Genomic DNA, 25,889 nt, shown 5'->3' with positions numbered 1-25,889 from the left:
ATCTGGAAAAGTCGGCCATGATCCGGAAAATAGCGGTCAAACACAAGGCGCAGTGGCGGGATATTGCCTGCGGTTTCGGCTGCCTGCGGGATCTCTGTTACAATGCCGCCCCTCATCATAAGCCAAGAGATCCGGCCCATGAAGCTCAACCCCAATCAGAACGAAGCGGTCAAGTTTGTCTCCGGCCCTTGCCTGGTGCTGGCGGGTGCCGGATCGGGCAAGACCCGCGTCATCACCAACAAGATTGCCTATCTGGTACAGCAGTGCGGCTACAACGCGCGCAACATCGCCGCCGTCACCTTCACCAACAAGGCCGCGCGGGAGATGAAAGAACGGGTCGGCCAGACCCTCGGTCGCAAGGAGGCGCGGGGGCTGATGGTCTCCACCTTCCACACTCTGGGGCTTGAGATCATCCGCCGCGAGCACAAGAGCCTGAATCTCAAGGCCAATTTTTCCCTGTTCGACGATACCGACCAGCTGGCGCTGCTGAAAGAGCTGACCGAGGCGGAGCTCGATAACGACAAGGACAAGCTCTCGGCCCTCATCAGCCAGATCTCCAACTGGAAGAACGACCTCATCCTGCCGGCTCGCGCCATGCGCATCGCCCGCGGCCCGGAAGAGGTGCTGATGGCCCAGCTCTACGAGCGTTACCACCGCCAGATGGTGGCCTACAACGCGCTGGATTTTGACGACCTCATCGTGATGCCGACCCTGCTGCTCAAGAGCAATCAGGAGGTGCGCGAGCGCTGGCAGAACAAGATCCGCTATCTGCTGGTCGACGAATACCAGGACACTAACACCAGCCAGTACGAGCTGGTGAAGCAGATCGTCGGCGAGCGGGCCCGCTTCACCGTGGTGGGGGACGACGACCAGTCCATCTACTCTTGGCGCGGTGCCAAGCCGCAGAACCTGGTGCTGCTGAACGAAGATTTCCCCAATCTGCGGCTCATCAAGCTGGAGCAGAACTACCGCTCCAAGCGGCGTATTCTCAAGTGCGCCAACATCCTGATCGCCAATAATCCCCATGTCTACGACAAGGCGCTCTTCTCCGAGCTGGACGAGGGGGTGAAGCTCAAGGTGCTGTTTGCCAAGAATGAGGAGCACGAGGCGGAGCGTATCGCCGCCGAGCTGATGGGCCACAAGTTCATGAACCGCACCCGGTTCAAGGATTACGCGATCCTCTATCGGGGCAACCATCAGTCGCGCATCTTCGAGAAGGCGCTGATGACCAACCGCATTCCCTACCGTATCTCGGGTGGCACCTCGTTTTTCTCCCGCACCGAGATCAAGGACATCATGGCCTATCTCAAGCTGCTGGTGAACCCGGATGAGGACACCGCCTTCCTGCGGGTGGTCAACTTGCCGCGCCGCGAGATCGGTCCCACCACGCTGGAGAAGCTGGGCCAATACGCCAACCAGCGCGGCAAAAGTCTGTTTGCAGCCAGCTTCGAGCTGGGGCTGGAGCAGCACCTCTCCGGGCGCGGTCTATCCGCCCTGCAGGCCTTCACCAACTGGCTGGTGCGGCTCGGCGATCAGGCGCTGCGCGGCAATCCGGTGGAGGCGGTGCGGGACATGATCAAGGAGATCCACTACGAGGAGTGGCTCTACGAGACCTCTCCCAGCCCGAAGGCGGCAGAGATGCGGATGCAGAACGTCTCCACCCTTTACCGCTGGATCAGCGAGATGCTGGAGGGGGACGAGCTGGAGGAGTCGATGACGCTGGCTCAGGTGGTGACTCGCCTCACCCTGCGGGACATGATGGAGCGCAACGAAGGGGAGGATGAGGCGGATCAGGTGCAGCTGATGACATTGCACGCCTCCAAGGGACTGGAGTTTCCCTATGTCTACATGGTGGGTATGGAGGAGGGGCTGCTGCCCCACCAGACCAGCATCGACGAGGACAACGTGGAGGAGGAGCGGCGCCTCGCCTACGTGGGGATCACCCGGGCCCAGACCGAGCTGACCTTTACTCTCTGCAAGGAGCGCCGCCAGTTTGGCGAGTCGGTGCGGCCGGAGCCGAGCCGCTTCCTGCTGGAGCTGCCCCAGGATGACCTGGAGTGGGAAAACCAGAAGAAGGTGACGGCCGAGGAGCGCCAGCAGAAGGGGCAGGTTGGTGTCGCCAACCTGCGGGCCCTGTTCAAGAAGGATTGAGGTCGGAAGGTTTGGTCTCTCGGGAAGCCTGACCCAGTAGAGGAGGAATATCGGCTCCCGGCAGCGGGGGCGAGATGTGGCGCCCCTGCCCGAGGGCGCAGCCAAGCTCGATGAGCTTTTGCAACTGCTGCTGATTTTCGATCCCCTCGACCACCAGGGTGAAGTCGAGGTCCTGGCAGATGTCCCGCATGGCGCGGATCAGCGCCAGATCCTTGGGTGAGTTCAACATGCGATGGGTGAAGCTGTCGTCCACCTTGATGTAATCCACCGGGAAGTGAAACAGGGCGTTGAGGGAAGAGAAGCCGGTGCCGAAGTCATCCAGGCTGACCTGGATCCCTTTCGCCCTCAGTTCATGTAAGGCTGTGAGGGAGTCTGCGCTCTGCCGGGAGAGCTCGCGCTCGTTGAACTCAAAGATGAAACATGCGGGGATGACACCCTCCTCCTCCATGATGGTGAGCAGTTGCATGATCTGCTCGTGGCTGGCCAGGTGCTTGCCGGAGAGGTTGATGGCTATCCTGAAACGACCGACCCCGGAGGCGGGTTGCCAAAGCTTCAGTTGCTGGCAGGTGCGCTTGAGGATCTGGCGGTCCAGATCCTGAATGAGGCCGCACTGTTCCGCCAGAGGAATGAAGTCGAAGGCATCCTTGAGCTCCCCTTCCTCCGTTATCCAGCGCGCCATCACCTCCAGTCCGACGAGGCGGCTGTCACACAGCCTGATCACCGGCTGGAAGTAAGGCACAATCCGCCCTTCCCGCAAGGCTCTGAAGAGCCGCTCTTCCGGTGACCCCGCCTGTTCGGTACAGGCCTCCGAATACATGACGATGCGGCTGCGGCCGTTGCGCTTGGCCTGGTACATGGCGAGGTCTGCCTGGTGCAGCAGTTCACTGACATCGGCCGTCTGCTCCGTCACGCTGGCGACCCCCAGACTGACGGTGATGGTCAGTTCGTTGCCCTGGAGCCGGAACGGATGGCCGATACGGCCAATCAGGCGATTGAGCACGGGGCTGATGTCCTCTTCCCGCTGGCTGTTGTCCAGATAGATGACGAATTCGTCCCCTCCGAGCCTCGCCACCATGTCATTTTGCCGGATGCAGCCTTGCAGCCTGCTGCCCAGCTCCTGCAGCAACTGATCGCCAGCACTGTGGCCCAGGGCGTCATTGACCTGCTTGAAGTGATCCACATCGACGAAGATCAGGGTGAAGCCGGCTGTCTGGTAACGGCGGTAGCGGGTCATGGCATGATGCAGGTGATTCATCAGCAGCGCCCGGTTTGGCAACTGGGTCAGCGGGTCGTGCAAGGCATTGAACTGGAGCCGCCGCTCCAGCTCCTGATGATGCTTGAGCCGTTTCTGCAACCTCAAGTTGGTTTGGCGCAGCTGTTGGAGTCGCTGGTTGATGGACTCCTCCGAGTTGAGCTCATCGAGTTGCTGTCGCACCCTTTTGAGCTCCAGCAACAGGGTCAGCTGATGGCGCAGGAAATCGAGGAACAGCCTGTCATCGGTTTCCAGAGGCCGGGTCATGTTGAGGATGAGGTGGGCAAAGTATTGCTGCTGCTGGCGCAGGGGCAGGCTGTACCAGTAAAGCCCCTCTTCATGGCGCTCTACGCTGTTGGTGCTGTGGCACATGGCCCGAATGATGTCATCGTCGTATGTCAGGTGTGGTGGATAGAGTCGCTCCAGTCGCTGGTTTTCCAGCCGGATCAGCAACATGTCGCTGACCGAGAGCATCTGGCGCAACACAGCTTCCAACTGGGCAAACAGGGCATGCTGAGGCAGGTTGTGAGCCAGGCGCATCACTCGGCCGATCTTCTCGATTTTCTCCTGCCACTGGGGATCCCGCTGCATGAGAGGGGAAGCCTGCCCCGCCAGCTGGGTACCGGTCTGGGTTTCGTGCAGGCGTTTGGCCAGGCACTCCAACAGCAACCTCAGGGTGGGTGCCTGCTCCGGGGTGCTGCGTGCCAGCAACCACTGCACGTCGATATGCTCCACAGGCTGCACGCACCAGCCCTGACCTTCATCGAGCCGGGTGAGCTGTTCGGTGAGGCGAGGTTCTTCCCGTCCCAATTGTTGCTTGAACACGTCGGGAAGCTGATAGGTGTAGCGCCAGTTCAGCCCCCCGTCGGCCAGCCCCAGCATGGCGAAATGTTGCAGAGGGCAGAGTGTGTCCAGCAGACCGACCAGTCGGGCGTAATCCTCGGGGGAGGCAATGCCGGGGGCGGGAAAATCCATGATGGAGGAGACGACCGCCAGCAAGGAGTGCGAGTCTGGCGGTGTGGTGGGCTGAACTGACATGCAACACTCCCGAAAAAACTTACCTTCAAGCGTAGTCGGAAGTGATGGGATTGAAAGGGCTGCAAGAGGAGCCCTTTCAATTACTTAGAGCTTGTCGATCATGTAGTGAATGGCGTTCTCGATCTCTTCGTCACTGCAGGTGGCGCAGGTCCCCCGCGGTGGCATCATGCCAGCCTTGCCGGTGAAGCCTTCGATGGCGTGTTTGCGCAAGGTGTCGAAGCCCTGGGCGATGCGTGGCTCCCAGGCGGCCTTGTCACCTCGCTTGGGGGCGCCGGCGGCACCGGTATCGTGGCAGGCGAAGCAGGCACCCTTGAACACGGTTTCGCCGTCACGGGGGCCGGAGGAGGCTGTCGCAGGCGCCGCCGCAGCTGTCGCAATGCCTTCCAGATCCTTGGCGGTATAAACCTGGCCAACCGGGGCAATACGCTCGGCGATGGCCTCTGTCGACATGTCATCGGCGGCAAGGACGGCGCCGGACAGAGTGGCGGCCGCCATCCCGGCAGCCAGCAAATAGCTCAGTTTTTTCAACACGCTCATGTACTCCCAGCAGGCTCTTATTATCCCCAGAAAACGACGGGATTATAACCGAATAGTTACAGTCATTTAAACGCTTGTGTGTGAAGTGTTAAGCAATCTGCAAACAAAGTGGCAGAGCGGGAAGGTGTGATCCCACATAAAAAAACCCGGCATGCGCCGGGTTTCGTGAGGTTGAACAAGAGCAGGGCACGCTGATTGCCCAGGCGCCCCTCGCGTGTCGTCAATCCCAGTTCAGGATCACCTTGCCGGACTTGCCCGAGCCCATGGCTTCGAAGCCCTGCTGGAAGTCATCGATATGGAAATGGTGGGTGATGATGGGGCTGAGATCCAGGCCAGACTGGATGAGGCTTGCCATCTTGTACCAGGTTTCGAACATTTCGCGGCCGTAGATCCCCTTGATGAAGAGTCCCTTGAAAATCACCTTGCCCCAGTCGATGGCCATGGTGGAGGGAGGAATGCCGAGCATGGCGATTTTGCCGCCGTGGTTCATCTTGTCGATCATGTCCTGGAAGGCGCTGGGCACCCCGGACATCTCCAGCCCCACATCGAACCCTTCGGTCATGCCGAGATCTTCCATGACATCGGAGAGCTTCTCCTTGGCCACGTTGACGGCACGGGTGGCGCCCATCTTGCGGGCCAGTTCCAGCCGGTATTCGTTGACGTCGGTGATCACCACGTGACGGGCGCCAACGTGACGGCAGACGGCAGCGGCCATGATGCCGATGGGGCCTGCACCGGTGATGAGCACGTCTTCACCCACCAGGTCGAAGGAGAGGGCGGTGTGCACGGCGTTGCCGAACGGATCGAAGATGGCGGCCAGCTCATCGGGGATGTTGTCCGGCAGCTTGAAGGCGTTGAAGGCCGGGATCACCAGGTACTCGGCGAAGGAACCCGGGCGGTTCACACCCACACCAATGGTGTTGCGGCACAGGTGGGTGCGACCGGCACGGCAGTTGCGGCAGTGGCCGCAGGTGATGTGGCCTTCGCCGGAGACGCGATCGCCGATGGCGAAGCCGCGCACTTCCTGGCCGACGGCGACCACCTCTCCCACATACTCGTGCCCCACCACCATGGGGACGGGAATGGTCTTCTGGGCCCACTCGTCCCAGTTGTAGATGTGCATGTCGGTGCCGCAGATGGCGGTCTTGCGGATCTTGATGAGCAGATCGTTGTGGCCGAGTTCGGGAGCCGGGACATCGGTCATCCAGATGCCGACTTCGGATTTGAGTTTGGAGAGTGCTTTCATGACAGATTCCTCACGGCGCCATGCCGGGTACAGAGGGTAATAAAATGGGGCCCAACCTTGGCCCCCGTTTTAATCAGCCAGCCAAGTGATCAAATCACACCGAGCTCGCGACCGATGCGAATGAAGGCATCGATCGCCTTGTCCAGTTGCTCCCGGGTATGGGCGGCGGACATCTGGGTCCGGATGCGCGCCTGACCCTTGGGTACCACGGGGAAGGAGAAGCCCACCACGTAGATACCGGCGTCCAGCATGCGGCTCGCCATCTCGGCGGCCAGTTTGGCATCCCCCAGCATGACCGGAATGATGGCGTGATCGGCACCGGCCAGGGTAAAGCCGGCGGCGCTCATGCGCTCGCGGAAGTAGGCACTGTTCTCCTTGAGGCGGGCACGCAGGTCGTGACCCTCGGCCAGCATGTCGATCACCTTGATGGTGGCCGAGACGATGGAGGGTGCCAGGGAGTTGGAGAAGAGGTAGGGACGGGAGCGCTGACGCAACCAGTCGATCACCTCTTTCTTGCCGGATGTGTAGCCACCGGACGCGCCACCCAGCGCCTTGCCCAGGGTACCGGTGATGATGTCGACCCGTTCAATCACCTCGCAGTATTCGTGGGTACCGCGGCCGTTCTCGCCGATGAAGCCGACGGCGTGGGAGTCATCCACCATCACCAGCGCGTCGTACTTGTCGGCCAGATCGCAGATGGATTTGAGGTCGGCGATGACGCCATCCATGGAGAAGACGCCGTCGGTGGCGATCAGCTTGAAGCGGGCGCCGTCGGCATCGGCCTGCTTGAGCTGGGCTTCCAGTTCGGCCATGTCGTTGTTGGCGTAGCGATAGCGCCTGGCCTTGCACAACCGCACCCCATCGATGATGGAGGCATGGTTGAGGGCGTCGGAGATGATGGCGTCTTCGGCACCGAAAAGGGTCTCGAACAGACCGCCGTTGGCGTCGAAGCAGGAGGAGTAGAGGATGCTGTCTTCGGTGCCGAGGAAGGCGGACAGCTTCTGCTCCAGCGCCTTGTGCTGGTCCTGGGTACCGCAGATGAAGCGCACGGAGGCCATGCCGAAGCCGTGGCTCTCGAGCCCCTGATGGGCGGCGGCAATCAGGTCGGGGTGGTTGGCCAGCCCCAGGTAGTTGTTGGCACAGAAGTTCAGTACCTGCTCGCCGCCCACCGCAATCTGGGCCTGCTGGGCCGAGGTGATGATGCGCTCCTGCTTGTATAGCCCTTCCGCCTTGACCTGTTCGAGCTGTTCGGTCAGGTGACGATAGAATCCGTTAGACATCCTCGGTCCTCATTGCTGTATCGACTGTGTTATCAGGATCCCGGGCCGTGCAACCCGTACGGTTCGGCGTTGTCACGGTCGCGACGAAACGCCGACAGACCCTAGAATGGGCAACATTTTACTGTAATCCCTGCGTATAAATTCAAATTTTTATGCTGATAATCAACAATTGTGAAACAGATCTCACCCGGCTGGTTGGGCCAGTTGGAGATAATGTTGCTCCAGTTGATGTATCTGGGGGGCCACTTGTGGCTGCACGTAGGGGCGCAGCAAAAACAGCACCCGCAAGACCCCCTGGTAGAGCAGGGGCTTGGTGATGCGGGTGGCCGGGGCCTGGGCGATCTGGAACGGGATCCAGCAGGTGACGACCATCTTGATGGTCTGACCGAGATCCGGCAGGTCTTCATCGCTGACGGCGATGATACCGCCTTCGCGCAGGCTTCTGAGCAGCGTCTCCACGGTGGCACGGAGCTGCTCCTGTGCCTTGAGGTATTTCTGCTGCAGAAGCTCGTCGCGACTCAGGATGTCCGGCAGGTTCGCGTAGAAGAAGCGGAACTGCCACATCAAATAAAAGATGGCATCCAGGTAGCCCATCAGATCCTCCAGCCGGATCTCGCTGCTGCGGATCGGAGTGAAGCTGTCGCTCAGGTGGCGGGCGTACTGATCGAAGATGGAGTGGATGATGTCTTCTTTGTTTCTGAAGTGGTAGTAAAGGTTGCCCGGGCTGATGCCAAGGTGTGCGGCAATGTGGTTGGTGGTGATGTTGCGCTCGCCCTGATCGTTGAACAGCTCGGTGGCGCTGTGGATGATCCTGTCTCTGGTCTTCATCGCTGGTCCCTCTGCCGGGCCCGAAGGGGAAAAGTCATCGAGGTCGAATCCCCTTGCGGCCCGTGATAAACTTTTCGGCAATTTCAAATTGGCCCACTATACACAGCTTTAACAGGCAGTCACACGGGGCCACAACGTACGCGAGGCAAACTCCATGATCGTAGTAACTGGCGGTGCTGGCTTTATCGGCAGCAATCTGGTCAAGCAGCTGAACGCTCAAGGACGGACCGATATCGTGGTCATCGATGACCTGACCGACGGCACCAAGTTCGTCAACCTGGTCGACCTCACCATCGCCGACTACATGGACAAGGACGAGTTCCAGGCGCGGATCGTCTCCGGTGACGAATTCGAGGAGTGGGATGACGGCATCGAGGTGATCTTCCACGAAGGCGCCTGCTCCGCGACCACCGAGTGGAACGGCAAGTTCATCATGGAGGTCAACTACGAGTACTCCAAGGATCTGTTCCACTACTGCATCGAGCGGGAAATCCCCTTCATCTACGCCTCTTCCGCCGCGACCTATGGCGGGCGCAACGACAACTTCATCGAAGATCCCCGGTTCGAGCAGCCCCTCAACGTCTACGGCTACTCCAAGCAGCTGTTCGATCAGTACGTGCGTCGCTGGATGCCGGAGATCAACTCCCAGGTGGTGGGTCTCAAGTACTTCAACGTCTATGGTCCCCGCGAGCAGCACAAGGGCTCCATGGCGTCCGTGGCCTTCCACCTCAATACCCAGGTGAAGCAGGGTGACAATCCCAAGCTGTTCGAGGGCTGTGACGGCTTCCCGGATGGCGGCCAGATGCGCGACTTCATCTACGTGGACGACGTCTGCAAGGTGAACCTCTGGTTCTGGCAGAATCCGCAGCACTCCGGCATCTTCAACTGCGGCACCGGCCGTGCCGAGCCGTTCCAGAACGTGGCGGAAGCCGTGATCAGGCATCACCAGAAAGGCGCCATCGAATACATTCCCTTCCCGGATCACCTCAAGGGTCGCTACCAGAGCTTCACCCAGGCGGATCTCACCAAGTTGCGCGGCGTCGGCTATGACGGCGAGTTCAAGACTGTGGCCGAAGGCGTGGCCGATTACATGGCCTGGTTGAACCGATGAACGCTCCGGCAAATGTGGTTGCGCCGGGTAGTGTATTGCAGATCTGCCTTTCTCAGGGTTGGGGGGGGTTGGAGATGTACCCTATCCGGGTCGGCAAGGGGCTGGTAGAGCGAGGTTGGCGTGTGTTCGGGTTGGCACTGGCAGGTAGTCGAGTTGCCTCAGATATGAAGGCCGCTGGTTTTGAGGTGTTTGAGGCGGCATCACGCAATCAGGCCATCTTGCGCCTGCCTGCGCTGCTGCGCTGGATGAAGCAAAGCGGCATCCAGATCGTGCACTGCCACAAGTCCAGCGATCTGCTGTTGGCCGCATTACTTGGCACTATTTCCTCGTTTCGCCTCATTTTCACCGAGCATATGGGCTCGAAACGGCCGAAGAAGGATCCACTGCATCGCTGGATCTACGGCAAGGTCGATAGGGTGCTCTCCATCAGCGACGAGACACTGAGGCGCAATCGCGCCGCCTTGCCGCTCCCCGCAGAGCGTATTCAGCGGCTGTGGCTGGGCACCGAGTTGACCTCTTGCGAGGAAGAGCCAGCCCTTATTCGCGGTGAGCTGGGTATTCCCACTGGCCCGCTGATCGGGATGGTCGGCCGTTTCAGTCCCGGCAAGGGGCAGCGTGAGCTGCTTGAGGCCTTTGCCCTGCTGCGTACCGAATTCCCCGACCTTCAACTGCTGCTGGTGGGGGGGACGCTTGCCACCGAGGGGGCTGATGAGCCCTTCGTCACTGAGCTGGAGTGCGACATTACCCAGCGGCAACTCGGTGGTGTCGTGCATTTTTCCGGCTTCCGGCGAGATACCGCCCGTATGTTGCAGGCGATGGATGTGGTGGTCATTCCTTCTCATAACGAGGCATTTGGCCTCACCGTGATCGAGGCGATGGCCGCCGGTAAACCGATCGTCGGGGCCACTACCGGTGCCGTGCCAGAGGTGCTTGGTGGTGTGGGTTTATTGGCCGAGCCATTGCAACCGCAAGTTATCGCTGCGCAGATCAAGGTACTGCTGCGAGATCCTGAATTAAGTGATCGCCTGGGGAAATTGGCTCGCGAGCGGGCCGAGCAAGAATTTGATATGTCTCAGCATCTGAAAGCCTTGTGTATGCACTATCGGCAAAGATGACTTTTCTAGGAATACACTTTCATGATATTGGCGAGCCCTATTATTTTGCCGTTGCGTATAAATATTCTTCACAACCTGGTTCAGGTGTCTGCATTTTTATTTGGCGCATTAGCATTAACCATTCCCAGTGGGTATTCCTACGGGCCTGCTATATTACTACTAGCAAGTATCACAGTTTGTTGGCGGCCATTTTATTGGGTGAATATGCCAAGGGAAGTAAAAATATTGGCATTGATTTTTTTCGCTTACGTTTTTGTGCAAGGCCTCTCTATATGGCTGGATGATGGCAAGTTACGTGAATTCGATCGTCCCAGTCGTGTCCTAATGGCGGCAATTACCTTACCTTTGCTCTCTCGGTATCCTGTTCGTCTCGTTAGCCTGATTTTTGGGGTTGCAGTGGGGGCTTGTATTGCTGGCTCCATCGCGATTTACGATAAGTTCTATCTAGGAATGGAAAGAGCATTTGGCGATATCATGCCTATTCAGGCTGGCAACATCAGCATGGCACCTGGCTCCCGGTCGCCATGTTCGAGAAGCACCTCAAGCTGATGAAGTGGCTGGGCTACGAGACGCTGACATTTGCCGACCTGGCGGAGAACGGGTTCATCCACCGGCTGCAGTACGGCAAGAAGTACCTGATGATCACCGTGGACGACGGCTATCGGGACAACCTCACCCGCATGCTGCCGCTGCTGGAAAAGTATGGCTACAAGGCGGTGGTCTATGTGGTGACCGGTGAGGATCACAATCGCTGGGATGTGGAGCACCCGACCCACCCCGATACCCCGGTGACCCTGATGACCCCGGAGGAGATCAAGGCGCTGGTGGCCTCCGGTCATGTGGAGATCGGGGGCCATACCCTGACTCACCCCCGCCTGAGTACGCTCCCCCCAGAGGAGCAGGCCCACCAGATCCAGGCCAACAAGGCCTGGCTGGAGCAGCTGCTCGGCCATCCCCTGATCTCGTTTGCCTATCCTTACGGGGATCTGAACGACAGTGCAAAATCCCAGGCCGTTGCCGCCGGTTATCGCTATGCTGTGGCCACCAACAGCGGCCCCAGAGCCATGCACCGGGATCCGTTCCAGATCCGCCGGATCGCCATCTTCCCCCGCACAGACATGTTCGGTCTGTGGCGCAAGATCCGTGGCAACTATGTCTTCCGAAAAACCTGACAGGGAATACACCTTGCTCCGTATGACAGATCATGACTCATCGACGAGTGACTATTTTCTCCGCATCTTTCACGGCCAGGCGTTCGGCAACTTCATCTTCCTGAATATTCTGGGTTACACCCTGTTCAAGGATTCAATTCAGCTGATCGCCGACGTCTGCCAGTCCATCATAGTGTTGGCCACCCTGATGGCCTTCTATGTGGAGAGGGCCTTCTTTACAAGGAACAGGATCTTTCAACTGCTCTGTCTGGCCTTGGTGGTACAGAGCCTGAGCTGGGTCGCATCCAGACAGTTCGTGCCCGACTATGCCCTCAAATACCCTTCTGTGAAGTCGATGGCATACCTCTTCTTCTTCCTTGGTCTCGCCTACTGGCTGAAGGGGGACCCGCGCCGCATCGTCATCACCCTGCTGACCTTCTGCCTCGGTGTCATTTTCACCTTTGCCTATCACTCCTCCTTCTTCTCCATCGTCGAGACAGGTCTTGATGGGGCCAGGGTAGATTTCAATTACCGCAATGCACAGCACGGCTCCCTGATCGCGGGTGCCTGCTTCCTGTTTTTTGTGCTCTTGTTGCTTACCTCGAAATTCAGGAAGCTGTCGCTGGGCAATGCCGGGATCCTGCTCGGCATCCTGTTGTTCGGGGTCTTCTCCGTCATTCTGCAGTCCCGTCAGTCCTGGCTGGCGATCTCGGCTTCGCTGGCCATCCTCCCCTTGCTGGGGGGAGGAGAGCACTGGCCAAGGCGCAAGGTGGTGTTGACCTACGCCATCTTGCTGATGACCATGCTGGCGCTTTATCAGGTTTCGTTCATCCGGGAGCGGTTGCTGGCCGGCTTCGTGCATCAGGGGGATGTGCATGCCATCCTGACGGGTAACTGGAACGAGGTACGGGACTTCAGCATCGGGGTGCGATTGAAGACCTGGCTGGAGGCCATCCAGTGGTTCCTGGCTCACCCCTTCTTCGGGACAGGCTATGGTAGCCAGTCGTTGGTGATCACCCTCTCCAAGACGCTGCCTGACTACATTACCCGGGAGTTTCGTCACCTGCACAACTCCAACATGGAAACACTGGTGTGCTGGGGGGTAGCCGGTTTCCTGGTGTTGTATGGCACGCTCTTCTCGGTGCTCCGCCAGGTGCTGTGCTGTCCGGTTTCGTCCCGTTTCATCAAGATGCTGGCCATCTCCTTCATCCTCTATTGGCTCATCATCAACAACTTCGAATCATTCTTCTACATGCGTTCCGGGCAGTGGGTATTCAGCGTCTTCATGGGCGCCATCTACTCGACCGCATTGCATTGGGAACTGAACAGGCTTGGAAAGGAAGGTCATGAAAATTTACGTCATTAGTCTGGACAGGGCTGTCGAGCGGCGCAGTCGTGTCGAGTCTGTGCTCTCTGCCAGAGGCATCCCCTTCGAATTTTTCAGCGCAGTGAACGGCTTTGAGGGGCTGCCCGAGCGGCTGCAGGCCCTGCCGGATGATCAGCACAGGATCCGGTTTCGCAGCAGACCGCTGACGCCCGGGGAAAAGGGGTGCTATGCCAGCCACTATCTGCTGTGGGAGAAGTGTGTCGAGCTCGACGAGCCCATCCTCATCCTGGAAGACGATTTCCTGCCCACCCAGTATTTTGAAGAGGTGGTGGGTACCCTGCCGAAGATCCACGAACAGTACGAGTACGTGAAGGTGGAACCCCAGATCGGTACCGCCACGGCCCTGACTACAGTGGACAACATGCAGCTCATGTTCTGGCACAACAACTCGTGCTGGACCACGGGATACAGCATCTCTCCCCAAGGGGCCCGCCGGTTGCTGGCCCACAGCCAGCGGTGGCTCTGTTCGGTCGACAACTTCATCGGTGAGTCCTATCGCACCGGGCTCATCTGTACCGGCCTGATTCCCTATGCCATCTACAGTCCGCGGGACATGGGCAGCGACATCCAGAATCAGGTCGTGCTGAAGAAAGTTCCGCTGGGATTCAAGTTGACCCGTGAACTCTATCGCTTCTACCGCTTCGTCAGGATGGCCCTGTGGAACATGAAACAGGCGGGGGGCAAGGCATGAGTGCGACCAACAGAACCATTCACGCCATCTGGCTCGGCAGCCGCTTGCCTCCTCTGGCGCACGTGTGTATCGATGACTGGCGCAAGCAGGGTTACGACTACAAGCTCTGGCTGGACACGGATCCGCAGGTCAAACGCTGGATACAGGAGTGCACCTTTGCCCGGGAGTGCTACCGGCGAGGCCTGCTGGCCTTCGTGACCGATTACCTGCGGCTCAAGATCCTCGCTCAGGAAGGGGGTCTGTATCTGGATACCGATGTTACCATCAACCAGGATCCCTTCCCGCTCTTCGAGTCCGTGGCCTTTGGCGTTGGCTACGAATCCGATCGGCTGATCGGCACCGCGGTCATCTACGCCAGACAAGATTCGGCCATGCTGTCCGAACTGGTGCGCTTCTATGAACAGGAGATCATGTCCTCTCCCATGTACATGGGGCCGGAGATAATGACACACCTGGTCTCGGAGAAGCTGGCATCATCAGGGGATACCGCCCTGATCGCCCCCGAGCACTATTTCTACAACTACCAGGGGGAGGCGATTCATTTCGAGCCGGCGGCAGAGCGCTACATGACCCACTGGTTCCAGCACAGCTGGAAACGCTCATCCGGTCTTGTGTTCCTGCGTGCCAAGGCCAAAGGCTGGTCAGGGTATCTCTATGAATGGCAGAAGGAGTTCTTCCGCCTGCGCAAATGACGGCGATATGGCATCACCGTGCTAGACAGTGGGCAGGGGAGCCATGTCTCCATCTGCCTGCTTGCCGGTGACGGGTGTGACTTGACTCCAAAGCTGATCCAGCTGCATCTGTACCTCGCGCATTTCCTGCTGCGGATCCTGACGACCCGTGTCGACGAAGCGATAACGGGGATGAGAGACGGGATTGGCAATGGCGGAGTGTCCGAGGGGAGAGACGATGGTGAGCAGGGGGATATCCAGCGCCTGCGCCATGTGGCGCGGTCCGGTGTCATTGCCGACGAAAAGCTGGCAATGGGCGAAGAGCCCCACCAGCTCCCGTACCGAGCGGGTCTGAACATGGTCAAACACGCTGGCCTGCAGCGCTTCTGGCAGCAGCGGCTTCAGCCCCCGGTTGTACTCCTCTTCCCCCGGTCCGCAATAGACCAGTATCTGGGCATTGTGCTCCTCGATGAGCCACTGGGCGACTTTGGCGAAGCAGTCGATGGGCCAGCGCTTGTAGTGACCGAGGGAGTTCACTCCCATGGCGATGAGTGGCCGGGTCGGGTCGACGCCAGCGGCCAGCAGGGTCTCGCGCCCCCGTTGTCTCTCCCCGTCGCTGAGCCAGAGATAGTAGTTGCGATCCTCCCTGGCGAGGCCGAGGGGCTTGAGCAGTGAAAATCGGTCGTCCACCAGGGTGCTGTTGCCCTGATGCTCGGTGTCATGGCGAAAGCGCACGATGCGGTTGTGGCCCAGGCGCCATGGGAAAGAGTCGAAGCCGATCCGCAGGCGGGCGCCGGAGAAGAGGCAGGTGAGCAGGCCTATCATCTGGCCCTGGCTGTTGATCACCACATCGTAGCGCTCGCGGCGAATGCCCAGCAGCAAATCCTTCATGTAGCGCCACTCGTTGCGGCGCGCCTTCTCGATGACGATCAACCGATCGATGTTGGGGTTTCCCTCTGCCATGCCCGCGCAGTAATCCATGACCAGATAGTGAACTTCCCCGGCAGGGTCGTGCTGCTTGAGGTTGTTGCACAGTGAGGTGGAGATCAGCACATCTCCTATCTGTTTGGTTTGTACTACCAGGTATTTCATGGAAAGGGCCTCGAGCGAGGTCGGGTTGAACGTCAGCGCATCAGCATATCGTACTCCCCTGTCAGATGCTGCCGCTATGGGGTGAAAATCCGATCCAACGCACTGTGTTTGCACATATTTTCGACGTTGTTCGGGCTGGTGGGGCCCGGCTGGCAGTGCGGGAAGATGAGCGGGGGCATGGCACCGCTGGCCATGCCCCCGATGGGGAAGAGTGATCAGCGTACGATGAGGCCGAGCAGGATCCCCACCACACCGAAGTCGGCATCGCTGAAGGTGGTGTTGGCAAAGCCGAGATCCCCCAGTACCGGCAGCAGGAACACCGGCAGGAAGGTGATCAGCAGGCCGTTGGCGAAGGCACCGAGTAGAGCGCCGCGACGGCCGCCGGTGGCATTGCCGAACACCCCGGCCGCTGCACCGACGAAGAAGTGCGGCACGACGCCTGGAATGATGACGGTGAGCCCCAGCAGGTAGAGCAGCACCATGCCCACCAGACCGGCGGCGAAGCTCGACAGGAAGCCGATCAGCACCGCATTGGGGGCATAGGGGAAGACGATGGGGCAGTCGAGCGCCGGCTTGGCGTTGGGCACCAGCTTGTCGGAGATCCCCTTGAAGGCCGGCACGATTTCGGCGATGACCATCCGCACCCCCTGCAGGATGACGTAGACACCGGCGGCGAAGGTGATGGACTGCATCAGGGAGAACATGAACCAGTGCTTGCCCTTGGCGACGCTGGCGACGAACTCGGGGCCGGCGAAGGCGGAGGTGATGAGGAAGATGATGCCCATGGTGAAGGAGATGGCCACCGGGGTATCGCGCAGGAACAGCAGGCTCTTGGGCACCTGCACCTCTTCGCTGCTGTGGGCCTTGTTGCCGAATTTGGCGCCGATCCAGCCGGCCAGCACGTAGGAGCAGGTGGAGAAGTGGCCGAGTGCCACGTCATCGGAGCCGGTGATCTGCTTCATGTAGGGGTGGGCGAGGGCCGGGAACAGCACCATGGTGACGCCGACCACCAGGCTGCCCACCGCGATGAGCGGGATGCCGCTCATACCGCCGGCGGAGAGGATGGCTGCCACCATCATCGACATGAACAGGGTGTGGTGACCGGTCAGGAAGATGAATTTCCACGGGGTGAGCCGGGCGATCAGGATGTTCACCAGCATGGCGAAGAACATGATCATCGCCATCTCCTTGCCGAATGACTGCTGGGCGATGGAGACGATCGCCTCGTTGTTGGGGACGACCCCCTTGATGCCGAAGGCGTGCTGGAAGATGGTGGCGAAGTCGCCAAGGGAGTTCACCACCAGGGTGGCGCCAGCCCCCAGGATGACGAAGCCCATGATGGTCTTGACCGTGCCCTTGATGCACTCGGTCACCGGTTTCTTCTGGGCGATCAGGCCGATGAGGGCGATGAGGCCAACCAGCACGGCCGGCTCCGACAGCACGTCAAACATCAGAAAATTGAAAAATTCCATGGTCAGCTCCAAGCAGATGGAAGCGGCGGCTCACCAGCCGCCCAGACAGTCACAAAGGGGTTAGAGTGCGCCCAGCTCGTGCAGGGCGATGGCGAGTTTTTCTTTCATGGCGGCCTTGTCGACCATGTTGTCCAGCGATACCAGCCGACCGTTGACACCCATGCTGACCAGCTGTTCGGCGATGTCGCGGGTGGCGACAAAGATCTCGGCGCTCTCGCTGCCGGCGGAGGCGAGATCCCGGTGATCCACCTCGGCCGTCACGGCCAGCTCCTTGAGAATGCTCTTGATGCTCATCTCCATCATCAGGCTGGTGCCCAGGCCGTGTCCGCATACAACCAGAATTTTCATGCTCTCTTCCTCTGTCAGGTGCGCCGTGGCGCAGATCAGTAGCGCGCCAGGATGCGCAGGATGTCGTCTTTGCTGGTGGCCGCCATGATGGCCGCCACGTCTTCTTCATTCATGAACAGCTCGGCCAGCTGGGCGATGGTCTCCACGTGGGAGTTGCTGTCGCTGGCGGCCAGGGTGACCAGCAGCCGCACCGGGTCGTTGCCCTCGGAGCCGAAGTTGACCCCCTCTTTCAGTACGGTCAGCGCCAGTCCCAACCGGTTGACGCCGTCTTCCGGGCGGGCGTGGGGCATGGCCAGGCCCGGGCCCAGCACGTAGTAGGGGCCGAGCTCCTCGTGGGAGCGATAGAGCGCCGCCACATAGGAGGGCTCTATGGTGCCGTTGGCCAGCAGGGGGGCGGTGGCCAGCTCGATGGCGTGGCGCCAGTCGCGGGCGCCCGCTTCGATGGAAATGACCTCCTCGGTCAGCAATTGGGTCAGCATGGCAGTGTCCGGGCTGGATAGGATGGCGCCAATCTAGCGATCTTGCCTCTTGATAACTGTGAGCTTGATCCCGAAAGTTAGCGCTACCAGATAGCGCTAACATTGATCTGTGATAGCGCTATCATTTCTCTCACAGGAGGGATTCATCCTGCCCCTTATCGGCCTCAAAGAAGGTAAAATCCGGTTTGAGCAAATAGTCAGTGCCCCGCTTTTGCCTTAAAGTGAATGCCCGCATGCCGAGGAAGGGAAAGGATGTCAGAAGCGAAAAAACGCCGCAGCACGGGTCGGGTGACCCTCAACGACGTGGCCCAGTTGGCTGGCGTGGGAGCCATGACGGTGTCGCGCGCCCTGCGCACCCCCGAGCTGGTGTCCGACAAGATGCGCGAGCGCATCGAGGCGGCGGTGGATGAACTCGGCTATATCCCCAATCGGGCGGCGGGGGCGCTGGCTTCCGCCACTTCCCAGACCATAGTGGTCATCGTCCCCAGCCTGGCGGAGCGCGCCTGCGGTGACATGATTGCCGGGCTGCAGCAGACCCTGCTCGCCGAGGGCTATCAGATCATGCTGGGGGATGCCCAGCACCTGAAGCAGCAGGAGGCCAGCCTGCTCAGCAATTTCCTGCAGCACAATCCGGCCGCCGTGGTGTTGTTTGGGGGGGATCCCGGGGAGGTCATCCGGCAGCGCCTGCAGGCGGCTCGCTTGCCGGTGGTGGAGGTGGGAGCCATGGCGCGCCATCCCATCGACATGAACGTCGGGGTCTCCAACTTCGATGCCGGTTATCAGCTGACCCGCCACCTCATCGAGCGCGGTCATCGCAACATCGGCTTTCTCTGTGCCCGCCAGGAGCAGTGGATGCTGCAGCAGCGCATGCAGGGCTGGCAGAAGGCGCTGCTGGACAACTACCTCTCCCCGGACGCCATCATCAATACCTCTGAGCTGCCGAGTTTTAGCACGGGGGCGGCCATGCTGGGGGAGTTTCTGCTGCGCTGGCCCGAACTGGATGCGCTGATCTGCGTCAACGACGAGCTGGCGGCCGGGGTGCTGTTCGAATGCCAGCGCCGCCATCTGAGCGTGCCGGGCAAGCTCGCCATCGCCGGTTTCGACGATCTGGATGTGGCGCGCGCCTGTCATCCTGCGCTGACTTCGGTCAGGATCCCCTATCACCAGATGGGCAGGGAGGCGGCGGAGCTGATCCTGCGTCAGCTGGCGGGCGAGGAGGTGGCCGGCATGAGCCTCGCCCTGGATTTTCAATTGCAAAAGCGTCAGAGCACCTGACGAGCGATGCCACGACAGGGCGAGGCAAGCATGTTCAAGGCGTTGTGACCGAAGACCCGGTCGGTGCACCGTCGCCCTGCGCGGGAACTGCCAGCCGACGTGTTCGCCCGGTCAATCACCGGGTTGGATCAGAGCGTGGATGCCACCGGAGCCATGACTCCAGGTGGCTGGCTGCACCCTGGTTAAGCTCTGAGCGGAACCACTGGCGAGCCCCATTATTCTGGATAGACTTTGTAGGCCGGTGCACTATCCAAGGAGAATGAGCATGGGTACGCAGACGCCTGATTTCGATCTCGATGATGACTGGGAGCCGGAATCCTGGGAAGACGAGCTGGAGGAGCTGGATGACGAGAGTTGGCAGGACTATGACCCTCTCGACGATCAGTGATTCCCTGTAACGCCTGAGGGCGGGCCTGGTGCCCGCCCGATTTTTTGTGTGGCGAGGGGGGCAGCCCTTGGTGAGAACGGGGCGGGCTGGTTAGAATGAACTGCTCAAATGACGCTGTACGAGGCAGGCAGCGGCTCAACAACGATTCCAACGACGCCAAGGATGAATATGCGCTCACTCGTCATCATGTTTTGTGCCGCCCTGCTCGGGGGCTGTGTTTCCAACTCCGACGACCCTTGCGAGAAGGTGTGGAGCGACGTGGGAGAGGCGGACGGCAAGCTCGGTTTTGCTGGCGATCGGGTGGCATTTCACCAGACCCAGTGCGGGGAAAAAGTGGACGTTGCCCTTTGGGAGCTGGGTCGCCAGAAGGGGCTGGCCTGGTATTGCCGACCCGAGCATCTCTATCTGGCAGGACGGTCGGGAGAGGAGTATCGCGGCGTCTGTCCCAACGACGTGCAGGCCCGTCGCCTGTTTGAACAGGGTCGCCATGGCTGGACTGATCAATAAATCAGCCTTCCTCTCTCTTCTGAAATATTGCGTGAACCTCTTCGTGAGAAGAGGGACCTACCCTTCTTTATGCTTCAGCCGCAGCGGCTGGCACAGGTAATCCTTGTCATTGGCGCTGCGGGCACACTTGCCACACACGAATTTGGGTTTGCGCACAATCTTGCGCAGCGTCTTGAGATCGGCGGGGATCTCGTGACGGCGCCACTCACACAGCGTCTTGTGACCCATGACGTCCTCGACAGTGAATGCAACGGGTGAGAGGGGCAGGACCCCTCCCGGTGTGGTTACTGGTACAGGTATTTGGTGAAGATGAGCTCGCGGACCGCCTTCTTGCCCGTCTCCTTGACCAGCAGCTCGTTGACCTTGGCCTCACACTCCTTGCGCAGCTCTTCCCGGTTCACCAGGGACTTGATCTGTGCGCCCGTCTTGCTGCCAATCAGCCGGATGATGGCGTCGCGGATCAGGGGGTCGTGCTGCTCCAGCAACTTGAGGTCGGTAGCGTCCGTGGCCATCAGCTCTACCGTCACCCGTACATAGCCGAGGGTTTTGCCGTCGCCAAGGTAGTTGGTGATGATGTCCGGATCCAGAGCGTGATAGGCGAATCCTGGCTGGACGGCGGAGGAGGCGGGATCGGTGGCCTCTTCCTCATTGGCGAAGGCCTGTGTATTCAAGAGGGTACATCCCAGGGACAGCAGCAGAATTCTGATGATCTTCATCTGGATGGCTCGGCAGCGACGGATGCCCCATTTTTGATGCTGCCATCGGGGCCGTCAAGCACGGATGTTCTTACAATTCGCCATTGATTTACGGATAATAAACCGGTTTTTAACCTGACAACGGAAATCTCCGGATGGTGAAGCTGTGAAGTCCGAGTTGACTGTTCCCCTCGTCCAGCTCGTCCCGTGGCGGGCGCCTGCAGAGTGCGAACCGCCCGAGGCGCTGCGTCCCTGGTTGCTGGAGGCCGATTCCATGACCCGGCGCCTGCGTCGTTACAATCATCATCTCTCGGTGCAACTGCTCGGCAATCGCGCCGTGTCGCTGACGGTGGACGAGCAGGCGCTGGTGGCGGTGTCGGCCCCCGTGGGCATGTGCCGCGAGGTGATCCTGCACGGTGATGGCGGGCCTGCCATCCTGGGTTGGACCCTGTTTGCCGAAGCGGCCTTGCAGGGGGGCGGTTTGCAGGATCTGGGAGAGCAGCCGCTGGGAGAGCGCATTTTCGGTGAGGCACCGGCGCGGCGGGATCACCTGCAACTGGCCTGTTTCGAGATAGCGAGCAATCCCTGGTGTCCGGCCGCCACCGTCTGGGGGCGTCGTTCCCGCCTGTTTCTGGGGCAATGGCCACTGCTGGTCCATGAACTTTTCCTGCCCTCGCTATCGTCTCATTCGTTGCCATCGGATAAGGAGCTGGAGTGAAGCTGTTAACCAAGGAGCGGGGACTGGCCTATGCGCAGTTGGCCCGCATCGACAAGCCCATCGGTACCCTGCTGCTGCTGTGGCCGACTCTGTGGGCGCTCTGTCTGGCGGCTGGTGGCCTGCCTGACCCCTGGATCCTGACCGTGTTCGTGGTGGGCGTTTTTCTGATGCGCTCCGCCGGCTGTGTCATCAATGACTATGCGGATCGCAACTTCGACGGTCATGTGAAACGCACCGCTGGACGACCGCTGCCCATGGGGCGGGTCGCCGAGCGGGAAGTGCTGGTGCTGTTCGCCGTGCTGGCGCTTCTCTCGTTCGCCCTGGTGCTGACGTTGAACCCGCTCACCATCAGCCTGTCCTTTGCCGGCCTGCTGCTGGCAGTCTGCTACCCCTTCATGAAGCGCTTCATCCCCATCCCTCAACTGGTGCTCGGCATGGCCTTCTCCTGGTCCATTCCCATGGCCTACGCGGCTCAGGCCAATGCCCTGCCGCCGGAAGCCTGGCTGTTGTTTCTTGCCAATTTGCTGTGGACCATCGCCTATGACACCGAGTACGCCATGGTGGACCGGGACGATGACCTTAAGCTGGGGCTGAAATCGAGCGCCATCCTGTTCGGCCGCCACGACAAGCGGATCATCGGCGCGCTGCAACTGGCGACCCTGCTGATCCTGCTGGGGGTCGGGCAGCTGATGGGGCTGGGATCCGGTTATTACTGGGGACTGCTGGGGGCGGCGGCGCTGTTCGTCTACCAGCAGCGACTGATCCGGGAGCGGCAGCGGGAGGCCTGCTTCCAGGCCTTCCTCAACAACAACTACGTGGGGACGCTGGTGCTGCTCGGGGTGATGGTTCACTACCTCTAACCCGCCCCCTTCCTTGATGAAAAAAGGCCGCATGATGCGGCCTTTTTGTTGGGTGTCGACGCCTCAGAGCCGGTTGCCCGCCTGGATGGTGCGGCGGATTTTGTTGCTGAGCAGCGGCACTATGTTGTCGGCCAATGCCTGGAAGCGGCCGAGATCCGGTTTGCAGCCCGGATCCAGATAGCCTTCGCTGCGCAGGGTGTGGATCAGGGTGCTGAACAGCTTCTGGTCGAAGAACTCGGGGGCGTTGATGCCGTGCAGGGTGCCGAGGCGCTCCGCCATCATCAGGCCGTCCGCTTCCAGTTGCTCCGCCTCGATGTGGGGTTGGGCCAGCATGCGGGTCAGCACGATGGCGTAGCGTTGCAGGGTCTCCTGAATGCTTTCGGCCAAGAGCAGCAGGCGCATCTGGTTGCCGGGGTTGACCCAGTAGCCGCCGTCGCGTGCCTCGACCAGTTGCTGGCGTAACAGCTCGGCCAGCAGGGCATCGATCAGCTCCGGCAGCTCGTCCTCTTCATAGCGCAGGAAGAGTTCGGTCTTGAGCAGGGGGTAGATGTCGACACAGCGGGCGACGATCTCGCTGCGGGAGATCCCCTCGCACCGCTCGATCAGGGCCGCCACCAGGGAGGGCATGGCGAACAGGTGCAGTATGTTGTTGCGGTAGTAGGTGAGCAGGATCGCCTGATAGCGGTCCAGGCTGATGATCTGGCCCAGCTTGTCCTCGCTCACCTCGAACTTGTTGAGCTCCATCGCCTGCTCCAGCAGGGTCCTGGCGTCCTCGTCCGGCATGGTGCTGTGCGGGCTGTAGGGCACCTGCTTGAGCAGGTCCAGATAGGTGTTGAGCTGGGCCTGGAGTTCGTCCCGGGTCAGGGCGTGGCGCTCGGCGGCCAGCAGGGCCAGGGCACTCAGGGTCAGGCCGTTGACGGCGGCGGCATCGTTGATGCGGGTCATCAGCAGCTCGGCCAACTGGTTGACGGTGGAGGCCATCCACTCGGGACGTTCCTCCCGGCCGATGCTCTCCTTCCAGGTGGGTACATGTTCGCCGAGGTAGCTGTTGAGGGTCAGCGGCTCGCCGAAATTGACGAAGCCACGGCCATAGTTGCGCAGCTTGCGCAGGATGCCGAGCACCTGCAGGAAGCTCTCCTTCTCCTTGCGGCTCCCCTTGAGTTCGTTGTGGTAGGTGTTCACCTCCATCACGTGCTCGTAGCCGAGGTAGACGGGGACCAGGGTCACCGGCCTGTCCAGCCCGCGCATCATGGCCTGCAGGGTCATGGCCAGCATGCCGGTCTTGGGGGGCAGCAGGCGACCCGTACGCGAACGCCCGCCCTCGGTGAAGAACTCCACCGAATAGCCCTTGGCGAACAGCAGGTTGAGGTACTCCCGGAATACCGTGCTGTAGAGCGGATTGCCCTTGAAGGTGCGGCGGATGAAGAAGGCGCCGCCGTGGCGGAAGATGGGGCCTGCCGGCCAGAAGTTGAGGTTGATGCCCGCCGCGATGTGGGGCGGCACCATGCCCTGGTGGTAGATGACGTAGGAGAGCAGCAGGTAATCCATGTGGCTGCGATGGCAGGGGACGTAGACGATCTCGTGCCCTTCCTGGGCCAGCTGACGCACCTGCTCTGCTCCGTTGACCGAGAGGCCGCGATAGAGCTTGTTCCACAGCCAGCCGAGGAAGCTTTCGCCAAGGCGGATCAACCGATAGGAGAAATTGGAGGCGATCTCGTCCATGTAGCCGTGGGCGCGCTTTTGTGCCTTCTCCAGGCTGATCCCTTCCCGTCTGGCCTCCTCCTCGATGGCCTGCTGGATCACGCTCGAATCCAGCAGTTGCTTGAACAGCAGGTTGCGGTTCGGCAGCTTGGGCCCGGTGGCGGCCAGCTGCTGGCGGCTGAAGTGGGTGCGGGCCACCCGCGCCAGCTTGTGGGCGATGGCCTCGTCGGTGCCGTGCTTGTCCGCCATGTAGCGCAGAGAGAGGGGCGGGGAGAAGCGCACCAGGTTCTCGCGCCCTTTCAGGATCACGATCAGCGCCTTCTTCAGGCGGTTTGGCGCCAGGCTGCTGATGATGTTCCAGCCGGAGGCCTCCTCGCCTTCCCGGCCCGGGGCGCGGCCCCAGAACAGGGTGACGGGTACTACCTGGATGTCCAGCGCCGGATCCTGCTTGTGCAGGTCCAGCAGCTGGTGGAACTCCTGCAGGAAGGGGAGCGGCTTGTTGCGCGTGCCGAACAGGGGAGGCGGACGATCCAGACAGACGTAGCGTGGCAGCAGCTGACCGTTCAGTTCCAGCGGCGTGAAGGGGCCGGGCAGGCCGAGATCCTCGCAGCACTGTTGCAGGGTCATCAGGTCGGTGATCGAGCTGGTCTTCAGGGCATAGACGATGGGTCTGGCCGGATCCAGCTTGAGCTCGGTGATGGGGTTTTCCGGCAGGCTCTTGTGATTGACCAAGCCGCTGACCGGCCATTGCAGGATGGCTCTGGAAATCTTCTGTCCAAGGGACATGTGCGTCTGCTCTCCAAAAAAATGCGGCGTGAGCATAGCAAATCACCGACTGCTTGTCGCCGAGAGGTACGATGAGTCGGCACTTCAGGGCGGGGGGAGGGACAAATGTGCGTCGGGTCGCGACAAATGCCAGTTGCGCCTTGCCTTGGCCCCAGCACTGTATATACTGCCAGTGTGCTGTATAAAAAGACAGGTGCCCATGCTATGAAACCCCTTACCCCTCGCCAGGCTGAAGTACTCGAGCTCATCAAGGCGAACATGAACGAGACCGGCATGCCGCCGACTCGCGCCGAGATTGCCCAGAAGCTTGGCTTCAAGTCGGCCAACGCGGCCGAAGAACATCTGAAGGCCCTGGCCAAAAAAGGGGTCATCGAGATCATGCCGGGTACGTCCCGCGGCATTCGTCTGCTGCTCGAAGAAGAGGACGTGCAGCCTGAAGAAAACGGCCTGCCACTGATCGGCAAGGTGGCGGCCGGGGAACCCATCCTGGCCCAGGAACACATCGAGAGCCATTACCAGGTGGATCCCGCCCTGTTCCACCCGCGGGCAGACTTTCTGCTGCGGGTGCAGGGCATGAGCATGAAGAACATCGGCATCATGGACGGGGACCTGCTGGCGGTACACAAGACCCAGGAGGTACGCAACGGCCAGGTCGTGGTGGCACGTCTGGACGAGGACGTCACCGTCAAGCGCTTCCAGCGCAAGGGCAGCCAGGTGTGGCTGCTGCCGGAAAACGAAGAGCTCTCCCCCATCGAGGTGGATCTCGCCAGTCAGCACCTCACCATAGAGGGCCTGGCGGTCGGCGTGATTCGCAACGCCGACTGGATGTAAGCATCCGATGCGATGAAGAGGCCTCCTGCGGGAGGCCTCTTCAATTTTCATCTGCCGATGGCATTTCCTCCCCACCTTTTCGCTTCTCCTTCCTGTGCACAGTCTCGCCGCACGACATGCATTTCGGATATATCCTTTGATAAGGCCCCTGTCATGGTCGGTGATCAGGGAAGGGGGAGTCGCACCGGGCAGTACGCCATGGCAGGGATGCATGATCACCGGGTCGGTGCGCAGAAGGGAGAGTCGCCTCAGACTGGGGACTCGTACAGTCAGTACGCT

The 25,889-nt window shown here is 60.4% G+C and carries 25 protein-coding genes and 1 pseudogene; 14 read left to right on the top strand and 12 right to left on the bottom strand.

The window, feature by feature from the left end:
* Positions 1-138: 138 nt before the first annotated feature.
* Positions 139-2,151: a DNA helicase Rep gene (gene rep, locus J9892_RS10720; RefSeq protein WP_143238264.1), complete on the top strand. Its 2,013-nt coding sequence runs from the start codon at positions 139-141 to the stop codon at positions 2,149-2,151.
* Here rep and J9892_RS10715 read toward each other — a convergent pair.
* From J9892_RS10715 to J9892_RS10695, 5 genes are all read right to left on the bottom strand, one after another.
* Complete coding sequence (locus J9892_RS10715; protein WP_049636418.1) at positions 2,138-4,441, bottom strand: bifunctional diguanylate cyclase/phosphodiesterase; 2,304 nt, start codon at positions 4,439-4,441, stop codon at positions 2,138-2,140. The genes rep and J9892_RS10715 overlap by 14 nt on opposite strands.
* A gap of 84 nt (positions 4,442-4,525) precedes the next feature.
* Complete coding sequence (locus tag J9892_RS10710) at positions 4,526-4,978, bottom strand: c-type cytochrome (RefSeq protein ID WP_045522541.1); 453 nt, start codon at positions 4,976-4,978, stop codon at positions 4,526-4,528.
* Between the two features lie 220 nt (positions 4,979-5,198).
* The gene (gene tdh / locus J9892_RS10705; RefSeq protein WP_010672427.1) at positions 5,199-6,224 is read right to left on the bottom strand and encodes an L-threonine 3-dehydrogenase; all 1,026 of its coding nucleotides are present in this window, start codon (positions 6,222-6,224) and stop codon (positions 5,199-5,201) included.
* Positions 6,225-6,313: 89 nt separating this feature from the next.
* The gene (locus J9892_RS10700) at positions 6,314-7,504 is read right to left on the bottom strand and encodes a glycine C-acetyltransferase (protein WP_210538304.1); all 1,191 of its coding nucleotides are present in this window, start codon (positions 7,502-7,504) and stop codon (positions 6,314-6,316) included.
* Positions 7,505-7,687: 183 nt separating this feature from the next.
* On the bottom strand, positions 7,688-8,332 hold the full coding sequence (locus tag J9892_RS10695) for a TetR/AcrR family transcriptional regulator (RefSeq protein ID WP_052815559.1): 645 nt from the start codon (positions 8,330-8,332) through the stop codon (positions 7,688-7,690).
* 154 nt (positions 8,333-8,486) lie between these two features.
* Here J9892_RS10695 and rfaD point away from each other — a divergent pair, with 154 nt between their 5' ends.
* The 7 genes and pseudogenes from rfaD to J9892_RS10660 all read left to right on the top strand — a co-directional run bounded on the left by rfaD (position 8,487) and on the right by J9892_RS10660 (position 14,479).
* The gene (gene rfaD / locus J9892_RS10690) at positions 8,487-9,443 is read left to right on the top strand and encodes an ADP-glyceromanno-heptose 6-epimerase (protein WP_010672430.1); all 957 of its coding nucleotides are present in this window, start codon (positions 8,487-8,489) and stop codon (positions 9,441-9,443) included.
* Positions 9,440-10,558, top strand: coding sequence for a glycosyltransferase family 4 protein (locus J9892_RS10685; protein ID WP_161470364.1), 1,119 nt, complete (start codon positions 9,440-9,442; stop codon positions 10,556-10,558). Before rfaD ends, J9892_RS10685 begins: the two co-directional genes overlap by 4 nt.
* A 21-nt stretch (positions 10,559-10,579) precedes the next feature.
* The gene (locus J9892_RS24605) at positions 10,580-11,107 is read left to right on the top strand and encodes a hypothetical protein (RefSeq protein ID WP_234887991.1); all 528 of its coding nucleotides are present in this window, start codon (positions 10,580-10,582) and stop codon (positions 11,105-11,107) included.
* Positions 11,059-11,730: pseudogene (locus tag J9892_RS10675) on the top strand (polysaccharide deacetylase family protein); the annotation flags it as partial. The gene J9892_RS24605 and the pseudogene J9892_RS10675, both read left to right, overlap by 49 nt.
* 22 nt (positions 11,731-11,752) lie before the next feature.
* Positions 11,753-13,075: an O-antigen ligase family protein gene (locus tag J9892_RS10670; protein WP_234887992.1), complete on the top strand. Its 1,323-nt coding sequence runs from the start codon at positions 11,753-11,755 to the stop codon at positions 13,073-13,075.
* Positions 13,056-13,787, top strand: a complete 732-nt coding sequence (locus J9892_RS10665; protein WP_042864640.1) for a glycosyltransferase family 25 protein — start codon at positions 13,056-13,058, stop codon at positions 13,785-13,787. The genes J9892_RS10670 and J9892_RS10665 overlap by 20 nt, the downstream gene beginning before the upstream one ends.
* On the top strand, positions 13,784-14,479 hold the full coding sequence (locus J9892_RS10660) for a TcdA/TcdB catalytic glycosyltransferase domain-containing protein (protein WP_119197083.1): 696 nt from the start codon (positions 13,784-13,786) through the stop codon (positions 14,477-14,479). The genes J9892_RS10665 and J9892_RS10660 overlap by 4 nt, the downstream gene beginning before the upstream one ends.
* A 21-nt stretch (positions 14,480-14,500) precedes the next feature.
* Here J9892_RS10660 and J9892_RS10655 read toward each other — a convergent pair whose 3' ends face one another.
* The 4 genes from J9892_RS10655 to J9892_RS10640 form a co-directional block, all read right to left on the bottom strand.
* On the bottom strand, positions 14,501-15,550 hold the full coding sequence (locus J9892_RS10655) for a glycosyltransferase family 9 protein (RefSeq protein ID WP_210538303.1): 1,050 nt from the start codon (positions 15,548-15,550) through the stop codon (positions 14,501-14,503).
* 215 nt (positions 15,551-15,765) lie between these two features.
* A complete protein-coding gene (locus J9892_RS10650; protein ID WP_011704190.1) occupies positions 15,766-17,022 on the bottom strand; it encodes a PTS ascorbate transporter subunit IIC in 1,257 nt (418 codons plus the stop codon).
* A 60-nt stretch (positions 17,023-17,082) separates the two neighbouring features.
* A complete protein-coding gene (locus J9892_RS10645; RefSeq protein WP_161470367.1) occupies positions 17,083-17,370 on the bottom strand; it encodes a PTS sugar transporter subunit IIB in 288 nt (95 codons plus the stop codon).
* Between the two features lie 35 nt (positions 17,371-17,405).
* The gene (locus tag J9892_RS10640) at positions 17,406-17,849 is read right to left on the bottom strand and encodes a PTS sugar transporter subunit IIA (protein WP_005307534.1); all 444 of its coding nucleotides are present in this window, start codon (positions 17,847-17,849) and stop codon (positions 17,406-17,408) included.
* Between the two features lie 252 nt (positions 17,850-18,101).
* Here J9892_RS10640 and J9892_RS10635 point away from each other — a divergent pair, with 252 nt between their 5' ends.
* The 3 genes from J9892_RS10635 to J9892_RS10630 all read left to right on the top strand — a co-directional run bounded on the left by J9892_RS10635 (position 18,102) and on the right by J9892_RS10630 (position 20,019).
* Positions 18,102-19,124, top strand: a complete 1,023-nt coding sequence (locus J9892_RS10635) for a LacI family DNA-binding transcriptional regulator (protein WP_041212112.1) — start codon at positions 18,102-18,104, stop codon at positions 19,122-19,124.
* A 265-nt stretch (positions 19,125-19,389) separates the two neighbouring features.
* Positions 19,390-19,512 (top strand): hypothetical protein, encoded by a 123-nt coding sequence (locus tag J9892_RS25030; RefSeq protein ID WP_010672437.1) that lies wholly within the window; start codon positions 19,390-19,392, stop codon positions 19,510-19,512.
* 168 nt (positions 19,513-19,680) lie between these two features.
* Positions 19,681-20,019 carry a DUF2799 domain-containing protein gene (locus J9892_RS10630; protein ID WP_010672438.1) on the top strand — a complete coding sequence of 113 codons (339 nt, stop codon included), beginning with the start codon at positions 19,681-19,683 and terminating at the stop codon, positions 20,017-20,019.
* A gap of 57 nt (positions 20,020-20,076) precedes the next feature.
* Here J9892_RS10630 and J9892_RS10625 read toward each other — a convergent pair whose 3' ends face one another.
* Both J9892_RS10625 and J9892_RS10620 read right to left on the bottom strand, forming a co-directional pair.
* Positions 20,077-20,247 (bottom strand): hypothetical protein, encoded by a 171-nt coding sequence (locus J9892_RS10625; RefSeq protein WP_010672439.1) that lies wholly within the window; start codon positions 20,245-20,247, stop codon positions 20,077-20,079.
* A gap of 56 nt (positions 20,248-20,303) precedes the next feature.
* Complete coding sequence (locus tag J9892_RS10620; RefSeq protein WP_210538302.1) at positions 20,304-20,735, bottom strand: flagellar basal body-associated FliL family protein; 432 nt, start codon at positions 20,733-20,735, stop codon at positions 20,304-20,306.
* A gap of 145 nt (positions 20,736-20,880) precedes the next feature.
* Between J9892_RS10620 and J9892_RS10615 the strand changes: the two genes are divergently transcribed.
* Both J9892_RS10615 and ubiA read left to right on the top strand, forming a co-directional pair.
* Positions 20,881-21,432: a chorismate lyase gene (locus J9892_RS10615; protein ID WP_042879173.1), complete on the top strand. Its 552-nt coding sequence runs from the start codon at positions 20,881-20,883 to the stop codon at positions 21,430-21,432.
* The gene (gene ubiA, locus J9892_RS10610; protein ID WP_210538301.1) at positions 21,429-22,292 is read left to right on the top strand and encodes a 4-hydroxybenzoate octaprenyltransferase; all 864 of its coding nucleotides are present in this window, start codon (positions 21,429-21,431) and stop codon (positions 22,290-22,292) included. Before J9892_RS10615 ends, ubiA begins: the two co-directional genes overlap by 4 nt.
* 63 nt (positions 22,293-22,355) lie before the next feature.
* Here ubiA and plsB read toward each other — a convergent pair whose 3' ends face one another.
* Positions 22,356-24,779, bottom strand: a complete 2,424-nt coding sequence (gene plsB, locus J9892_RS10605; protein WP_010672443.1) for a glycerol-3-phosphate 1-O-acyltransferase PlsB — start codon at positions 24,777-24,779, stop codon at positions 22,356-22,358.
* Between the two features lie 204 nt (positions 24,780-24,983).
* Here plsB and lexA point away from each other — a divergent pair, with 204 nt between their 5' ends.
* Positions 24,984-25,610: a transcriptional repressor LexA gene (gene lexA / locus J9892_RS10600; RefSeq protein ID WP_010672444.1), complete on the top strand. Its 627-nt coding sequence runs from the start codon at positions 24,984-24,986 to the stop codon at positions 25,608-25,610.
* Positions 25,611-25,889 lie beyond the last annotated feature (279 nt).

The sequence above is a fragment of the Aeromonas sp. Prich7-2 genome (assembly GCF_017939255.1).
Classification (GTDB): domain Bacteria; phylum Pseudomonadota; class Gammaproteobacteria; order Enterobacterales; family Aeromonadaceae; genus Aeromonas; species Aeromonas caviae.
This window is presented reverse-complemented; position numbering and strand designations above follow the sequence as displayed.

Coding starts and splice junctions, on each gene's coding strand:
- rep (WP_143238264.1), top strand. CDS start 139: ATGAAGCTCAACCCCAATCAGAACGAAGCGGTCAAGTTTGTCTCCGGC.
- J9892_RS10715 (WP_049636418.1), bottom strand. CDS start 4,441: ATGTCAGTTCAGCCCACCACACCGCCAGACTCGCACTCCTTGCTGGCG.
- J9892_RS10710 (WP_045522541.1), bottom strand. CDS start 4,978: ATGAGCGTGTTGAAAAAACTGAGCTATTTGCTGGCTGCCGGGATGGCG.
- tdh (WP_010672427.1), bottom strand. CDS start 6,224: ATGAAAGCACTCTCCAAACTCAAATCCGAAGTCGGCATCTGGATGACC.
- J9892_RS10700 (WP_210538304.1), bottom strand. CDS start 7,504: ATGTCTAACGGATTCTATCGTCACCTGACCGAACAGCTCGAACAGGTC.
- J9892_RS10695 (WP_052815559.1), bottom strand. CDS start 8,332: ATGAAGACCAGAGACAGGATCATCCACAGCGCCACCGAGCTGTTCAAC.
- rfaD (WP_010672430.1), top strand. CDS start 8,487: ATGATCGTAGTAACTGGCGGTGCTGGCTTTATCGGCAGCAATCTGGTC.
- J9892_RS10685 (WP_161470364.1), top strand. CDS start 9,440: ATGAACGCTCCGGCAAATGTGGTTGCGCCGGGTAGTGTATTGCAGATC.
- J9892_RS24605 (WP_234887991.1), top strand. CDS start 10,580: ATGATATTGGCGAGCCCTATTATTTTGCCGTTGCGTATAAATATTCTT.
- J9892_RS10670 (WP_234887992.1), top strand. CDS start 11,753: ATGACAGATCATGACTCATCGACGAGTGACTATTTTCTCCGCATCTTT.
- J9892_RS10665 (WP_042864640.1), top strand. CDS start 13,056: ATGAAAATTTACGTCATTAGTCTGGACAGGGCTGTCGAGCGGCGCAGT.
- J9892_RS10660 (WP_119197083.1), top strand. CDS start 13,784: ATGAGTGCGACCAACAGAACCATTCACGCCATCTGGCTCGGCAGCCGC.
- J9892_RS10655 (WP_210538303.1), bottom strand. CDS start 15,550: ATGAAATACCTGGTAGTACAAACCAAACAGATAGGAGATGTGCTGATC.
- J9892_RS10650 (WP_011704190.1), bottom strand. CDS start 17,022: ATGGAATTTTTCAATTTTCTGATGTTTGACGTGCTGTCGGAGCCGGCC.
- J9892_RS10645 (WP_161470367.1), bottom strand. CDS start 17,370: ATGAAAATTCTGGTTGTATGCGGACACGGCCTGGGCACCAGCCTGATG.
- J9892_RS10640 (WP_005307534.1), bottom strand. CDS start 17,849: ATGCTGACCCAATTGCTGACCGAGGAGGTCATTTCCATCGAAGCGGGC.
- J9892_RS10635 (WP_041212112.1), top strand. CDS start 18,102: ATGTCAGAAGCGAAAAAACGCCGCAGCACGGGTCGGGTGACCCTCAAC.
- J9892_RS25030 (WP_010672437.1), top strand. CDS start 19,390: ATGGGTACGCAGACGCCTGATTTCGATCTCGATGATGACTGGGAGCCG.
- J9892_RS10630 (WP_010672438.1), top strand. CDS start 19,681: ATGCGCTCACTCGTCATCATGTTTTGTGCCGCCCTGCTCGGGGGCTGT.
- J9892_RS10625 (WP_010672439.1), bottom strand. CDS start 20,247: ATGGGTCACAAGACGCTGTGTGAGTGGCGCCGTCACGAGATCCCCGCC.
- J9892_RS10620 (WP_210538302.1), bottom strand. CDS start 20,735: ATGAAGATCATCAGAATTCTGCTGCTGTCCCTGGGATGTACCCTCTTG.
- plsB (WP_010672443.1), bottom strand. CDS start 24,779: ATGTCCCTTGGACAGAAGATTTCCAGAGCCATCCTGCAATGGCCGGTC.
- lexA (WP_010672444.1), top strand. CDS start 24,984: ATGAAACCCCTTACCCCTCGCCAGGCTGAAGTACTCGAGCTCATCAAG.